We start from the raw sequence: 14,916 nt of genomic DNA, 5'->3' as shown, positions 1-14,916 counted from the left end.
AAATCACCGGTTGCTTAAAAATGGATTCTACCACCGTAATTCGTGAGTTTCAGCACTTTTAGCATAGGGTTGCATATTTTTTAGGCTAAACTTTAAACCCCTGCGTGTGTACGCAACATGTAGTAGATCACACAGCCTGCAACCACTATTCCACCGCCAAATCGGCGCAGTGTCGCGTCAGGAAACTGGGTCATCGCCAGTATCATTTTGCGCCAGGCCTGCGGGAACAGCATCGGGCCCAAGCCTTCCAGCACCAAAACCAGCCCAAGTGCCAGCCAGATCGTTGAATTCATCAATGTCTCCCAAAAAGAAAGGGCCCGCGTTTAAACGGGCCCTCGATCATTAACCTGTCGCGGTTACTTGCGTACGGAATCAGGCGACTTCATGTAGCGGAAGAAATCGCTGTCCGGGCTCAGTACCATCACGTCCTGGTTATTGCTGCTGAAGCTGGTTTCATAAGCACGCAGGCTACGGATAAAGGCATAGAAGTCCGGATCCTGACTGAATGCGTTAGCAAACAGTTTGGCCGCTTCGGCATTACCTTCACCACGGGTGATACGCGCTGTACGTTCGGCTTCCGCCAGGGTACGAGTCACTTCGTAGTCTGCGGTAGCGCGCAGCTTCTCAGCCTCTTCCTGACCCTGTGAACGGTGACGACGGGCTACCGCTTCACGCTCGGCACGCATACGCTGGTAGATTGCATCTGACACTTCTGCCGGCAGGTTGATCTGCTTGATACGCACGTCGATCACTTCGATACCCAACGCCGCCATGCTGTTCGGGTTAACCTTCGGCAATTTGCCGGTGGTTTCCTTTTCAACACGCGCCGCTGCAGAAGCAATAGCGTCATCGGCTTCGGTGGTCGCCACTTCCTGGTCATCACCGACGGTACCGGTGTTCAGCGCGTCACGCACGTCGGACATCAGTTTACCGCGCGAGTCGGTCACGATGTCTTTAACATCCAGACGACCAATTTCGGAACGCAGACGGTCACTGAACTTACGTTTCAGCAACACTTCGGCCTGTGAAACATCACCGCCGCCGGTTGCCAGATAGTAACGGCTGAAATCGCTGATACGCCATTTCAGGTATGAGTCGACGATCAGGTCTTTCTTCTCGCTGGTAACAAAGCGGTCAGCCTGGTTGTCCATGGTCTGGATACGTGCATCCAGCGTTTTCACTGTTTCAATGAACGGGATCTTGAAGTGCAGGCCCGGCGCATAGACCAGCGGTTTGTTGTCGCTGTCACGCAGTACCTTGCCGAAACGCAGCACGATGCCGCGCTGACCTTCCTGAACCACGAACAAGGATGCATACAACGCCACCAGCACCGCGAGGATAATTACTATAAAAGACTTACGCATTGATTATTCTCTCCCTACGCGAGTGGTGTCGTCACGCTGCGCATTCGCCCGGCGCTGGTCCATGACCGAGCCGTTACTGGTGCGCTGGCTGCTGGAGCTGGCGCCGCTGTTGGCAGACGGAGCGGGGTTGAGACGAATCAGGCTGGTGTCTTTACTGCCTTCAGCCGCCGCGCCGGTTTGGCCACGCAGCATTTGATCCAGCGGTAACACCATAAGATTGTTGCCTTTGTCATTCACCAACACTTTACGGGTGTGGCTCAGGACTTTTTCCATGGTTTCGATATACAGACGCTCGCGGGTGATTTGCGGTGCAGACTTGTATTCCGGCAACAGCTTGGCAAAGCCCGCAACCTCACCCTGTGCTTCCAGGACGGTACGGTCTTTATAGGCTTTGGCATCTTCCAACAGACGCTGTGCCTGGCCATTAGCGCGTGGCTGAACTTCGTTGGCGTAAGCTTCTGCCTCACGGATGTACTGCTGCTCGTTCTCACGTGCGGCAATCGCATCATCAAATGCGGCTTTCACCTCTTCCGGCGGACGAGCGGCCTGGAAGTTGACGTCCAGCAGCGTGATGCCCATGTTGTACGGACGAATAGTCTCTTCCAGTACGCGTTGGGTATCGCTACGCACGATAGTACGGCCTTCGGTCAGGATCTTGTCCATGGTGTACTTGCCGATAACGCCACGCAGGGCGCTGTCAGTAGCCTGACTCAGGCTATCGTCGGCGTTGGTCACGCTGAACAGATAGGCTTCCGGATTGGTCACGCGGTACTGCACGTTCATTTCTACGCGCACCACGTTCTCATCGGAGGTCAGCATCACGCCAGAAGCGGCCAGTTCACGCACCGACTCCACGTTGACCGGACGCACTTCATCGATGAAGGTCGGCTTCCAGTTCAGACCCGGCTGCACCAGGTGGCTGAACTTGCCGAAACGAGTCACGACACCGCGCTCGGCTTCTTTGATGGTGTAGAAACCGCTGGCGGCCCAAATCACCACCACCGCAACCGCAGCGATACCGATAATACGACCGCTAAAGCCCGGCCCCGAAGTGCCAGTACCGCCGTCGTTATTGTTGTTGGAGCCTTTGCCCCCGCCCAAGCCGCTCAGTTTCTTGCTCAGCTTGCGGAAGATATCGTCCAAATCAGGTGGCCCTTGATCGCGACCGCCTTTGTTATTACCGCCAGAGTTGCCGCCATTGTTATTGCTGCTCCCCCACGGGTCGCGGTCCTGTCCGTTATTACCGGGCTGATTCCACGCCATGTTTTAGCTCCATATTCTGTGATTGGGTACTTCAGGCTTACGCGAAGCTCAAATGTAACAGGATATGATCATACTATAAAGTTAATCAGATCCAGTTCCTGTTTGCAGAGGCGACGCCATTCGACGATAGGCATACGAACCACCACGCCAATGCTGCCGTCTTCTTCGTTCCACTCTTTCTCAATTGCCTGAAGCTGGTAAAAACGGCTACGAAGACGGCCTGCCTCTGGCGGTAAGCGCAGCTCATAATGCGCGATTTCCCCCGATAAGCGCTCCGTCAACGCCTGATACAGCAACGGGATACCTTCACCGCTGGCGGCGGACAGCCACACCCGGATCGGTAAGTTTTCATCGTTGCGGTCGATACGCGGAACAAAATCATCCAGCATATCTATTTTGTTCATCACTAACAGTGTAGGGATCTCATCCGATTCAATCTCTGCCAGCACGGTATTTACCGCTTCAATGTTCTCATCGACACGGGTATCCGCGGCGTCGATTACATGTAACAGCAAAGATGCCTGACGCGTTTCTTGCAGCGTTGCCTTGAAGGCGGCCACCAGATCGTGCGGCAGGTGCCGGATAAAGCCTACGGTATCCGCCAACACGGTATCGCCCACATCGGCCACGTCGATACGCCGCAGGGTAGGATCCAGGGTGGCAAATAGCTGGTCGGCCGCGTACACATCGGCAGACGTTATTCGATTAAACAGGGTAGATTTACCGGCGTTGGTGTATCCCACCAGCGATACGGTTGGCACTTCGGCACGGGTACGCGCACGTCGGCCCTGTTCACGCTGCTTAGCTACCCGCTCCAGGCGGCGTAGAATCAGGCTAATGCGATCGCGTAACAGACGACGGTCGGTCTCTAATTGGGTTTCCCCTGGCCCGCGCAGGCCAATCCCCCCTTTTTGGCGCTCAAGGTGCGTCCAGCCACGAACTAAACGCGTGGCGATATGACGCAACTGCGCCAGCTCCACCTGCAGCTTACCTTCATGGGTACGGGCACGCTGGGCAAAGATGTCTAGAATCAACCCGGTGCGATCGATCACCCGGCATTCGCACAGGCGTTCAAGGTTTCTCTCTTGCGCCGCGGAAAGGGAGTGATCAAACAGGACAACAGATGCGCCACTGGCTTTTACCGCATCTGCAATTTCTTCGGCCTTTCCTTCACCGACAAAGTACTTGGGATGTGGGGCTTTGCGGCTACCAGTCACCACTTGCAAAGCTTCGACACCCGCAGAGGACACCAGGGATTCGAACTCACTGAGATCTTCTGTATCTTTGTCTTGCGAGAAATAGATATGAACCAGGACGGCCTGCTCACCGGCTTCATAACGGTCAAACAAGCGTGCAACCTCTCAAACGGAAATCCGTGAGTTTGGGGGACATAAACAGCCCACGGCTGCTTATGCTCCCCGTCATGGTTGACTCGCAACGCGCTTTATTCAGCGTCATCGCTTTCCTGCTGCGGCTGTTGCGGCGCAGACGGGTTGTTACCATGGTGATAGTTACTGGTGCCGCCGCTCGGAGTATTGCTATGGTGCGAAACCGGGCGTGACGGGACAACGGTAGAGATAGCGTGCTTATAAACCATCTGGCTCACCGTGTTTTTCAACAGGATGACAAACTGGTCAAAAGACTCAATCTGGCCTTGCAGCTTAATACCATTCACCAAATAAATAGAAACCGGAACACGTTCACGACGCAATGCGTTCAGGAACGGATCTTGCAAAGATTGCCCCTTAGCCATTCTATCTTTTCCTTATTTGCTTGTTGTTTTTAACTAAGAACCTGTCGGCTCTAAAATAAACGACCTAAAAAATTTGCGCGCTGAATACTCATCAATTGTACACAATCACTCAACCTATGCACTAACAACCTGTATTACCGAGTCCAAAGCCTCTCCCGGCTTCTCGCTGTCCAGCCAATGTACCGAGTCCCAGCCTCGTAACCAGGTCATTTGGCGCTTGGCCAATTGACGCGTTGCGCAAATACCACGATAAACCATCTCATCGTAACTAATTTCACCAGACAAATATGACCACATCTGGCGATAACCGACACAGCGAATGGAAGGCAAGTCCGTATGCAAATCACCCCGTGCAAAAAGTGCACGCGCTTCCGTCTCAAAACCTGCCGCCAACATTTGATGGTACCGTAGCTCGATGCGTTGATGGATCAACTCACGGCTGGTCGGCGCTATCGCAAATTGGTGCACATGATACGGCAACGATTCACCCGAAATTTTAGTCAGTTCCGTTAAAGTTTTACCCGAAATAAAAAAAACTTCCAGTGCTCTGGACAGTCTCTGCGGATCATTCGGATGAATTCTCAATGCCGCAACCGGGTCAATCTCTTGCAACTGACGGTGTAAAACGTCCCAACCCTGCTCCGCCGCCTGCTGTTCGATGCGTTCGCGCACCGCAGGATCGGCAGGTGGCAACGGCGATAAACCTTCCAGCAACGCCTTGAAATAAAGCATGGTTCCCCCCACCAGCAGCGGGATACGCCCGGCGGCGGTAATGGCGGCCATCTCTTTCAGTGCGTCGGCGCGAAAGTCCGCTGCGGAGTAAGCTTCGGCGGGATCGCGAATATCAATCAGCCGATGCGGTGCCTGCGCCAGTTCTTCAGCGCTCGGTTTGGCCGTGCCGATATCCATGCCGCGATAAATCAGTGCGGAATCCACGCTGATTAATTCCACAGGCAGGCATTCACGCAGCGCGATCGCCAATGCAGTTTTGCCCGAGGCGGTCGGCCCCATGATAAAGATAGCCGGGGGACGTGGTGTCATTTCAGTTTCAATCATGCCTAAGTGCTGTCAGTGCAGCCTGTAAATCAACAGGTTGTAAAAGTCCGCTGGGTGGTGATTTGACCAGCTGCGGGCAAAGTCGTTCAACGTCGGTCAGCAATTGTATCGCTTGCGAGGTGTTCCACTGTTCATGTTCGCTACCTAAATGGCGGGCAAACCAGGTGGCCAATACCGCGGGCGACATCTCCTGATGCTCGGCCAGATAGCCTAACAGTTCGGGTATCAGTTTTTGTAAATTTTGTTGGCGTAATGGTAAAGGTACTGCGCGCAACGTCACACACCCGTGATCTACTTGCAGCTCCAACCCCATTGTTACCAATAGCGGCTGATGATGTATGCAGGCTGCCGCCTCTTGTTTGTTCAACGTCAGCTTGATGGGGATCAGCAGCGGCTGTGGCCGCAGGCCTTCTTGCGAAGGATTAAGTTGCGCCTGACGTAACCAGCGTTCGGCCACCGGCAGGTTAAGCAACATCAACTGCTGACCGTTTTCAATCAGCGCATAACACGGCGGGTAGATCATCAGCACACGGCCGAAACTGTGCTGACTCCCGGCCAGTGGCGTTTCCTGCTCGGTTTTTACCGGTGGAAACAGCGGTTGCTTTGGTGCTTCTTGCCGTGGCTCAGCCACTGGCGTGGCCTGCAACAGCTTGCCGTACAGCTCGCCTTCCCGCTTCTGGTAACCACTGCCCGAATGATAGGCCGGTTGCGGCGCACGTTCACGCGCGACGGCAGGCTCGGTTGATGCGGTTTCTCGGCGCGGTGCAGGCTGCGAAAAATGGTTGCCGCCAGCGGCGACGCGGTTTTCCGGCTGCCAGACCGGTGTCGGTTGCTGCTCGGTTTCATCGGTCAACGGCAGCGGCGCATTGCCGACCTGCTGCAACACGGTGGTTACCGCCTGATAGATAAAGTCGTGCACCAGCCGAGCCTGATGGAAACGCACCTCGTGCTTGGCCGGGTGAACATTCACATCCACCTGATGCGGGTCTACCTCGAGATACAGCACATAGGCAGGCTGCTGGTCGTCTTTCAGTTGATCCTGATAAGCCTGGCGGATGGCGTGATTGATCAAACGATCGCGCATCATGCGGCTGTTGACGTAGCAATACTGCATTTCGCCCAGTTGCCGGGCACCGGCGGGATCGGCCACCCAGCCGCGAATGGTCAGATCCCCGTGCTGCCAGGAGATGTTCAGCGCATGCTGCAAAAAGGCCGGGCCGCAAATACTGCCCAGACGGCGCTCATACTGGCTCTCGTCTTTCGCTGCGCGATATTGACGCATCAGCTTGCCATTGTGACTAAGGTTGATCGCCACATCGAAACGCGCCAGTGCAATGCGTCGCACCACTTCATCGATATGGCCAAATTCGGTTTTCTCGGTGCGCATAAATTTGCGCCGCGCCGGGGTGTTGTAGAACAGATCCAGCACTTCCAGCGTGCTGCCTATCGGGTGTGCCGCCGGCTTGACCGTCACCGCCTGATCGCGGCCTTCGGCATAAGCCTGCCAGGCTTCGTTTTGTTCTGCGGTACGTGAAGTGAGGGTTAAGCGAGAAACCGAGCTGATGCTGGCCAACGCCTCGCCGCGAAAGCCGAGGCTGACAATGGCTTCCAAATCGTCGAGCGTGCTGATTTTACTGGTGGCGTGACGAGCCAATGCCAGAGCCAGGTCGTCCTTGCCAATACCACTGCCGTTATCACGAATGCGGATCAGCTTGGCGCCACCGCGCTCGATATCAATATCAATACGCGTCGCCCCGGCATCCAGACTGTTTTCCACCAATTCCTTGACCACCGACGCGGGCCGCTCGACCACTTCACCGGCGGCAATCTGGTTGGCAAGCTGGGGCGGTAACACCTGGATGGGCATGCTGACTCCTGTATTGTGGGCGCTAGGCCTGCGGAATGGTCAGCGTCCGATCCAGCGGCGCGACGTCCGACTTCAGTTTATTCACGCGTTTCAGATCGCTGACGCTGACACCATAACGGCTAGCAATAGATGTCAAAGTATCACCGCGGGCCACTTTATGCTTCGATGGCTTCTTCACGCTGGGTTTCGCCTTGGCGACCGTGCTGGCTGCAGCGGCGGATTTACCCGCCGGCACCTTGAGGCGCTGGCCGACCCATACACCATCCTTCTTCAGCTTGTTCAGGTCACGCAACGCCGCCATGGTAGTGCCATAGCTGTCGGCGATCCCGGAGAGCGTTTCAGCCCGCTTCACTACGTGAATCTGCGTTTTACCGCTAATACGGCTGCTGCCGGCCGAACTGACGATCGGTGCAGGCTGACTGACGTCTGGTGTTGAGGAGTTAACCGCCGCTGCGACGTCCAGCGGTCGGTTTTCCACCTTTGGGTCGGCTTGTAGCGGATGCGCCAGGAAATAACTACGCAGGCCGTTGTGGATCGCCCTGGCAATTTTTTCCTGATACGCGCTACTGCCGAGCAGCCGCTCCTCCGTGCTATTACTGATAAATCCTGTTTCCACCAGCAATGATGGAATGTCCGGCGAACGCAGCACGCCAAGGCTGGCGTGTTCCGGACGACGTTTATGCAATGAACCGACGCTCTGTAACTGCTGCAAGACTTTGACCGCAACATCGTAACCCACACGTTGCGAGTGACCGAATTGCAGATCCAGCACTGCCTGGCTCAGGTAAGGATCCGCCTGGCTGTTAGCCAGCAAATCGCCCGCACCGCCCAGCAATTCAGACTGTTTCTCATGCTGTTCCAGCCAGCCCGCCATTTCACTGTTGGCCCGGCGGTTGGAAAGAACCCAAACCGAGGCCCCGTTGGCACTGCGGTTTGGCGCGGCATCGGCGTGAATGGAGATCAGCACGTTGGCGCCCTGCTTGCGCGCTACGTCGGAACGTCCCATCACCGAGATGAAGTAGTCACCATTGCGCGTCAGGACCGGTTTGAACTGAGGATCTGCATCCAACAACGCCTGCAGGCGACGAGCAATAGCGATAGTGACATTCTTCTCTTTCAGGCCGTTCGGGCCGATAGCGCCCGGATCCTGCCCGCCGTGACCGGCGTCAATGGCTACCACTACCCGATCGCCGGAACCTGCGGAAACGCGGCTGCTGCGCGGCGTAATTTCCGATGCGGTCCCCGCAACTACGGTTGTCTTGTTGCTGAACGGATTCGAACCGCTTGGTGCTTTACGCACCGGTGCCGGCTCATCAGGCTCACTCACCACGACTGGCGCTTTACGCGTTGGCTGGCTCACCACCGGCGCAGGTACCGGAGCTTTACGCACTATGTTGGTATTAGCGCTACCCTCGGCGGCAATGGTAAACACCACGGTATAGATACTGCCGCTTTGGCGTGTGGCCACCCGGGTCTTCGAACGTTGTGTCAGGTCAAACACCAGCCGCACACTCTGGGCGTCTTTCGGCGTACTGGAGCGGATACTTTTCACCAGGTTTTGACCGCTAAAATTCAGCGGCAGACCGCCGACCTTGCCCTTCTGGTTAACGTCCAGGACCACGCGGTCCGGGCCGTGCAGTGGGAAAAAGGCATAATCCGGCGGGCCGTTGAAACTCACCGAGACGGTGGCTTCACGTTGGGCATTGGTGACTTTAATATCAGACAGCGACGATGCGGCCAGCGCACTGGCCGCACCCAAAGGCCCCAATACGGCGATCAGGGCGATTACGAATAGTTTTCTCAACGCATACGTCATTGCGGCGTCATTCCTGTGGCCCATGAATACGGTCTAAAAGCTGGCTGCCGTAGGCGGAAACCGCCTGAATTTTTGCTTCTCGCCCCTGATCCTGATAGCTGAGATGCAGCTCCAGATCCGGCTCCGGCAATACGCCCGTGCCCTGCTGTGGCCATTCCACCAGGCAAATAGCATCCTGCGCAAAATAATCGCGAATGCCCATAAATTCGAGTTCTTCCGGATCGGCCAGGCGGTACAAATCAAAATGGTATACCGCCAGCGGCTGCAGCGCATAAGGCTCTACCAGCGTGTAAGTGGGGCTTTTAACATTGCCCTGATGACCCAATGCCTGCAGGAAACCACGGCTGAAGGTGGTTTTACCGGCGCCCAGGTCACCGTAAAGGTAAATTACGCTGGCACGATCGCACGCCTTAGCCAAGACGGCACCCAGTGCGACAGTCGCTGCCTCATCCGGCAGAGGTAAAACGAGTTCTTTCATTCGATAGTTTCTATTTATGCCAACTCAGGATTAACGTAATAAGGAATTTCCGGCAGTAAGTCACTTGCCAGCATCCCCCTGATTCCTTGTCTTGCCGCCACGCGATCGGCGGCTGCGCCATGCGCCACACATCCGGCACAGGCTGCATCATACAGCGAGAGCTTTTGCCCCAGCAAACCGCCGATGATACCCGACAAAACATCGCCCATTCCGCCGGAGGCCATGCCGGCATTGCCGACGTCGGCGATCGCCATCTGGCCGTGCTGGTCGGCAATCAACGTGCCCGCACCTTTCAGCACGGCTATGCCACCGTATTGCGCCACCAGTTTACGCACTGCAAGTAAGCGATCACTCTCAATCTCGGCGGTACGGCACCCCAGCAGGCGTGCCGCCTCCCCAGGATGCGGGGTAATCACACGATTCTGACGCTTCTCGGGATTTAATGCCAGCAAGTTCAACGCATCCGCGTCCCATAACGCCGGTTTATCACTGGCTTGCAATACTTTCAGCGCATTCCTACCCCATTCGCCCTGGCCCAGTCCCGGCCCCACCACCAGAACATCAGCCCAGTCGAGCGCCTGCTGCAATGTTTCGTCACCTAAAGGCTGTACCATCAGCTCAGGCCTGGCGGTCAATAATGGCCCGACATGTTCTATGTGAGTAAGCACTCGCACCAATCCGGCACCGCTGCGCAGTGCCGCCTCTGCCGCCATGCGTATCGCACCGCCAAAACCATGATCGCCGCCAACCACCAACAAACGCCCTTGTTCACCTTTATGCGAGCACGGACGACGCGGTTTCAGCCACAGAGGCAGGGACTCGGCAGTAAGCCGCTGAATCTGTGTCGGTTGCTTCGCCAGCCAACCCGATAATCCTAGCGTACTCTGGTGAAGTTGCCCGACCCAATCACGGGCCTGACCGGTTAATAAGCCCGGTTTGAGGGCAATAAACGTCATAGTGTGCGAAGCGCGGATCACCACCCCAGGCACAGCACCGCTTTCAGCCAGCAAGCCCGAGGGAATATCAAGTGCGATCACCGGTGCGCAGCTGCGGTTCGCGGCTTCAATCAGCGCATCGTATGGCGCACGCGGCGCACGACTCAGCCCGGTACCAAGCAAGCCGTCGATGATCAGATCACTATCTTCCGGCCAACGACTGTCAGCCGGATGAATTTCACCACCTGCGGCCAACCAGGCCCGTCGCGCTTCTGCGGCCTCGGGTGGCAGTGGGCGTGTGCCTTCGCAGGCGATCAAACTGACCTTAACACCGGCCGCCGCTGCCAGTCTGGCGACCACGTAACCGTCGCCGCCGTTGTTGCCATGGCCACACAGCACCAGCCAGTGGTGAGCGGCCGGGTACTGGTCGCGTGCCAGGATGTAAGCAGCCTCACCGGCACGTTGCATCAGTTGGTAGAGTGAAATCCCCAGCGAGGCAGCGGCGCTGGCTTCAGCCCGCCGGATCCAGTCTGCAGACCAGACAGAGTGTGATAAACTAGCGGAGTATTGTTTTTCACTGTGGCCCGTCATGACTCACCCCCTCGATCTCAATCAACTCGCCCAACATATCAAGCAATGGGGCCAATCGCTAGGATTCCAGCAGGTAGGCATCTGCGACACTGATCTTAGCGCGGAAGAGCCTAAACTGCAGGCCTGGCTGGACAAACAATACCACGGCGAAATGGAGTGGATGGCGCGCCACGGTATGCTGCGCGCCCGGCCCCATGAGCTACTGCCCGGCACCCTGCGGGTGATCAGCGTGCGCATGAACTACCTGCCGGCCAAAGCGGCCTTTGCCAGCACGCTGCAGAACCCCGAATTGGGCTATGTCAGCCGCTATGCGTTGGGGCGTGATTATCACAAACTGCTACGCCAACGGCTGAAAAAGCTTGGCGATCAGATCCAGGCCTACTGCGGCGAACTGAATTTCCGCCCTTTTGTCGACTCCGCGCCGGTGATGGAACGCGCATTGGCCTCCAAGGCCGGGATTGGCTGGGTTGGTAAACACTCACTTATTCTCAACCGCGAAGCCGGCTCCTGGTTCTTTCTCGGCGAACTGCTGATCGATCTGCCCTTGCCGGTGGATGAACCGCAGCAGGAACAATGCGGCCGCTGCGTCGCCTGTATCACCACTTGCCCGACCGGAGCCATCGTCGCGCCCTATACCGTGGATGCCCGGCGCTGCATCTCCTATCTCACCATCGAGCTGGAAGGCGCCATTCCTGAAGAATTTCGGCCATTGTTAGGCAACCGTATCTACGGCTGTGATGATTGCCAGCTTATCTGCCCCTGGAACCGCTTTTCACAGCTCACTGACGAAAATGATTTCAGCCCGCGTGCCGCACTGCATGCGCCGCAGCTGATTGAACTGTTCGCCTGGACGGAAGAGAAATTCCTGCGCATCACCGAAGGTTCTGCCATCCGACGCATCGGCCATTTGCGCTGGTTGCGTAATATTGCCGTGGCGCTGGGTAATGCCCCCTATCAGGATGCCATAGTGATCGCGCTGCGCTCCCGGCTGGAACAGGACGCTATGCTGGATGAACATATCCACTGGGCACTGAAGCAGCAATTGGGGCGGCGTGAGGAGCAAGGTATAGAAGTGCAGACAATGCAGAAAAAACGATTGATACGGGCTGTGGAAAAAGGATTACCGAGGGATGCCTAAAACCTTGCGTTCAGGCCCAATTGTCACTCTGTGGATTTGTGCATAAAAATAAAAATGCTTTGTCTTTCAACTGCAACAAAAAGAGCAAGTGATCGGCATAACGTTTTCCGATAAATAAATATCGTTATAAATCAAACTAATAAATATTTCATTTGTGTGGCGTTGATTTTTTGAGCTGAGGGTATTATGTACGCTACCTGTGGATAAGTCTGTTCACAACATTTCGACAGGGTATGTACAACAAGACAAGAAGCCGCGCCGGTAAAGGCGTTGGACTGAGTTAAATCGAAGATAAAATTGGAGCGGGAAACGAGACTCGAACTCGCGACCCCGACCTTGGCAAGGTCGTGCTCTACCAACTGAGCTATTCCCGCATTGAGATGCTTTGGGCATCCGGCCATCAAACAACAACATGGCCTTTGAATTTTTTGGAGCGGGAAACGAGACTCGAACTCGCGACCCCGACCTTGGCAAGGTCGTGCTCTACCAACTGAGCTATTCCCGCGTCGCATGGGTACTACTTGATACTTTTTTTATTCATCACGCCACCTAAGCAGCATTGTTGAATTTGGAGCGGGAAACGAGACTCGAACTCGCGACCCCGACCTTGGCAAGGTCGTGCTCTACCAACTGAGCTATTCCCGCCCGGCGTAACGATGTCGGAACTAAACGAAATTCTTCATCGGTACGGGGTGCGCATTATACGAGAAATCCTTTCTGCCGCAAGCCCCTGAAAGCAAAAAAACGCGTTTTTTGTTTGTTTGCCGATTAAAGCGCCAAACTGGTTAATTAAGCGACGGAATTGGCCGCTTGCAGTAATAAGGCCCCTGTTCAGGGGCCTGACATCCATTATAGCTGGATGAAATGCTCACGGTAGTAGGCCAATTCGCCCACCGACTCACGGATATCATCCATAGCCTGATGAGTACCCTGCTTTTTAAAACCGCTGAGGATTTCCGGTTTCCAACGGCGCGCCAGCTCCTTCAAAGTGCTGACATCCAGATAGCGGTAATGGAAGTAGGCTTCCAGTTCCGGCATATAACGGAACAGGAAGCGGCGGTCCTGGCCCACACTGTTGCCGCAGATTGGTGATTTGCCCGCCGGTACCCACTGTTGCAAAAAGGCGATGGTGGCCAACTCGGCGGCATGGTCGTCGTACTGACTGGCCTTCACCCTTTCCACCAGCCCGCTGCCGGTATGAGTCCGCACGTTCCAGTCATCCATCAAACCAAGCTGTTCGTCGGATTGATGCACGGCGATCACTGGCCCTTCCGCGAGGATATTCAGATTGGCGTCGGTGACCAGGGTAGCAATCTCGATAATGCGATCGCGTTCTGGATCCAACCCGGTCATCTCCAGATCGATCCAAATCAGGTTATTTTCGTTTCCTGTCATGATATTTCCTGCGTAAAAGCCAAAAGATAAACAAACTATAGGCAAGGCGGCGAGCGACGCTGGCTGTTTGCCGACGGTAGTAGGCTGCACGTGGCGGCTAACAACGGTTATTTAATATAAAATAGCGTGTATCATAGTCTTTTTGGTCGCCATGAGCGATAAAGCGGATTCAAGTGAGGCGCAGTGAGCAAGAACAAACTGTCCAAAGGTCAAGAACGCCGCGTGCAGGCGAACCATCAACGTCGCCTGAAGCGCACTGACAACAAACCGGAACTGGATGATTCCCAACTGGGTGAGCCGCAGGACGGCATCGTTATCAGTCGTTTCGGCATGCACGCCGACGTTGAAGCGGCGGATGGCTCTCAGCACCGCTGTAATATCCGCCGTACGTTACGTTCGCTGGTGACCGGCGATCGTGTGGTATGGCGCCCTGGCGTCGGCACCCATGCCGGGGTGAAAGGCATCGTAGAGGCCGTGCATGAACGCACTTCCGTACTGAATCGCCCCGACATCTACGACGGCGTGAAGCCCATCGCCGCCAATATCGATCAGATCGTCATCGTCTCCGCGATCCTGCCAGAGCTGTCACTGAATATGATCGACCGCTATCTGGTGGCCTGTGAAACGCTGGAAGTCGAGCCGCTGATCGTACTGAACAAAATCGATTTACTGGATGCCGAAGCACGCAAGACCGTCGACGGGATGATGGATATCTACCGCCATATCGGCTATCGGGTGCTGGAAGTCTCCAGCCAGACGCGTGAAGGCATGGAGGCGTTTGAACAAGCGCTGGTCGATCGTATCAGTATCTTTGCCGGCCAGTCCGGGGTGGGTAAATCCAGCCTGCTGAACGCCCTGCTGCCACCGAGCGATAAGCAAATTCTGGTAAATCAGGTTTCCGATGTCTCTGGCCTCGGGCAACATACCACCACCGCTGCGCGGCTGTACCATTTCCAGCACGGCGGCGATGTGATCGATTCACCGGGTGTGCGTGAGTTTGGTCTGTGGCATCTGGAGCCGGAACAAGTGACTCAAGCCTATGTCGAATTCCGTGACTATTTGGGCGGTTGCAAATTCCGCGACTGCCGCCACGATACCGACCCTGGCTGCGCCATCCGCGGGGCGATGGAGAAAGGCGATATCGCGAAAGAGCGTTTCGAAAACTACCATCGCATTCTGGAAAGCATGGCCTCAGTGAAGGTTCGCAAGAACTTCACCGACGCCGCAGGCTGATAATACCGGGCGGCGTTGACTGTGGCG

13 protein-coding genes and 3 tRNA genes are annotated in these 14,916 nt (G+C 55.7%); 2 read left to right on the top strand and 14 right to left on the bottom strand.

Going from position 1 to position 14,916, the window contains the following annotated elements:
- Positions 1-92 precede the first annotated feature (92 nt).
- The 10 genes from SERS4_RS0102395 to nnr form a co-directional block, all read right to left on the bottom strand.
- The gene (locus SERS4_RS0102395) at positions 93-293 is read right to left on the bottom strand and encodes a DUF2065 domain-containing protein (protein ID WP_017891360.1); all 201 of its coding nucleotides are present in this window, start codon (positions 291-293) and stop codon (positions 93-95) included.
- 63 nt (positions 294-356) lie between these two features.
- Positions 357-1,364, bottom strand: coding sequence for a protease modulator HflC (hflC, locus tag SERS4_RS0102390; RefSeq protein ID WP_012004897.1), 1,008 nt, complete (start codon positions 1,362-1,364; stop codon positions 357-359).
- Between the two features lie 3 nt (positions 1,365-1,367).
- Positions 1,368-2,627: an FtsH protease activity modulator HflK gene (gene hflK / locus SERS4_RS0102385; RefSeq protein ID WP_017891359.1), complete on the bottom strand. Its 1,260-nt coding sequence runs from the start codon at positions 2,625-2,627 to the stop codon at positions 1,368-1,370.
- Positions 2,628-2,695: 68 nt separating this feature from the next.
- The gene (gene hflX, locus SERS4_RS0102380) at positions 2,696-3,976 is read right to left on the bottom strand and encodes a ribosome rescue GTPase HflX (protein WP_012004895.1); all 1,281 of its coding nucleotides are present in this window, start codon (positions 3,974-3,976) and stop codon (positions 2,696-2,698) included.
- A gap of 95 nt (positions 3,977-4,071) precedes the next feature.
- Positions 4,072-4,380 carry an RNA chaperone Hfq gene (gene hfq, locus SERS4_RS0102375; protein ID WP_012004894.1) on the bottom strand — a complete coding sequence of 103 codons (309 nt, stop codon included), beginning with the start codon at positions 4,378-4,380 and terminating at the stop codon, positions 4,072-4,074.
- Positions 4,381-4,494: 114 nt separating this feature from the next.
- Positions 4,495-5,436 carry a tRNA (adenosine(37)-N6)-dimethylallyltransferase MiaA gene (miaA, locus tag SERS4_RS0102370; protein ID WP_017891358.1) on the bottom strand — a complete coding sequence of 314 codons (942 nt, stop codon included), beginning with the start codon at positions 5,434-5,436 and terminating at the stop codon, positions 4,495-4,497.
- Complete coding sequence (gene mutL / locus SERS4_RS0102365) at positions 5,429-7,303, bottom strand: DNA mismatch repair endonuclease MutL (protein WP_017891357.1); 1,875 nt, start codon at positions 7,301-7,303, stop codon at positions 5,429-5,431. Before mutL ends, miaA begins: the two co-directional genes overlap by 8 nt.
- A gap of 22 nt (positions 7,304-7,325) precedes the next feature.
- Positions 7,326-9,119, bottom strand: coding sequence for an N-acetylmuramoyl-L-alanine amidase AmiB (amiB, locus tag SERS4_RS0102360; protein WP_012004891.1), 1,794 nt, complete (start codon positions 9,117-9,119; stop codon positions 7,326-7,328).
- Positions 9,120-9,126: 7 nt separating this feature from the next.
- A complete protein-coding gene (gene tsaE, locus SERS4_RS0102355) occupies positions 9,127-9,597 on the bottom strand; it encodes a tRNA (adenosine(37)-N6)-threonylcarbamoyltransferase complex ATPase subunit type 1 TsaE (RefSeq protein WP_012004890.1) in 471 nt (156 codons plus the stop codon).
- A 14-nt stretch (positions 9,598-9,611) separates the two neighbouring features.
- Entirely contained in the window at positions 9,612-11,123 is a 1,512-nt protein-coding gene (gene nnr / locus SERS4_RS0102350; RefSeq protein ID WP_017891356.1) for a bifunctional ADP-dependent NAD(P)H-hydrate dehydratase/NAD(P)H-hydrate epimerase, read from the bottom strand.
- Between nnr and queG the strand changes: the two genes are divergently transcribed.
- Positions 11,122-12,261 (top strand): tRNA epoxyqueuosine(34) reductase QueG, encoded by a 1,140-nt coding sequence (gene queG, locus SERS4_RS0102345; RefSeq protein WP_017891355.1) that lies wholly within the window; start codon positions 11,122-11,124, stop codon positions 12,259-12,261. The genes nnr and queG overlap by 2 nt on opposite strands.
- Before the next feature lie 298 nt (positions 12,262-12,559).
- Here queG and SERS4_RS0102340 read toward each other — a convergent pair.
- The 4 genes from SERS4_RS0102340 to orn all read right to left on the bottom strand — a co-directional run bounded on the left by SERS4_RS0102340 (position 12,560) and on the right by orn (position 13,656).
- Positions 12,560-12,635, bottom strand: a tRNA-Gly gene (locus SERS4_RS0102340).
- Between the two features lie 55 nt (positions 12,636-12,690).
- Positions 12,691-12,766: transfer RNA gene (locus tag SERS4_RS0102335), tRNA-Gly, on the bottom strand.
- 64 nt (positions 12,767-12,830) lie between these two features.
- Positions 12,831-12,906, bottom strand: a tRNA-Gly gene (locus SERS4_RS0102330).
- A gap of 204 nt (positions 12,907-13,110) precedes the next feature.
- The gene (gene orn / locus SERS4_RS0102325) at positions 13,111-13,656 is read right to left on the bottom strand and encodes an oligoribonuclease (RefSeq protein ID WP_012004887.1); all 546 of its coding nucleotides are present in this window, start codon (positions 13,654-13,656) and stop codon (positions 13,111-13,113) included.
- 183 nt (positions 13,657-13,839) lie between these two features.
- On the opposite strand from orn, the gene rsgA reads away from it, so the two are divergent.
- Positions 13,840-14,889, top strand: a complete 1,050-nt coding sequence (gene rsgA / locus SERS4_RS0102320; protein WP_017891354.1) for a small ribosomal subunit biogenesis GTPase RsgA — start codon at positions 13,840-13,842, stop codon at positions 14,887-14,889.
- The last annotated feature ends 27 nt before the right edge of the window (positions 14,890-14,916 follow it).

Source organism: Serratia sp. S4, from assembly GCF_000347995.1.
Lineage (GTDB): Bacteria > Pseudomonadota > Gammaproteobacteria > Enterobacterales > Enterobacteriaceae > Serratia > Serratia quinivorans.
The sequence above is the reverse complement of the archived record's forward strand: the minus strand, read 5'-3'. Positions and strand labels throughout refer to the sequence as shown.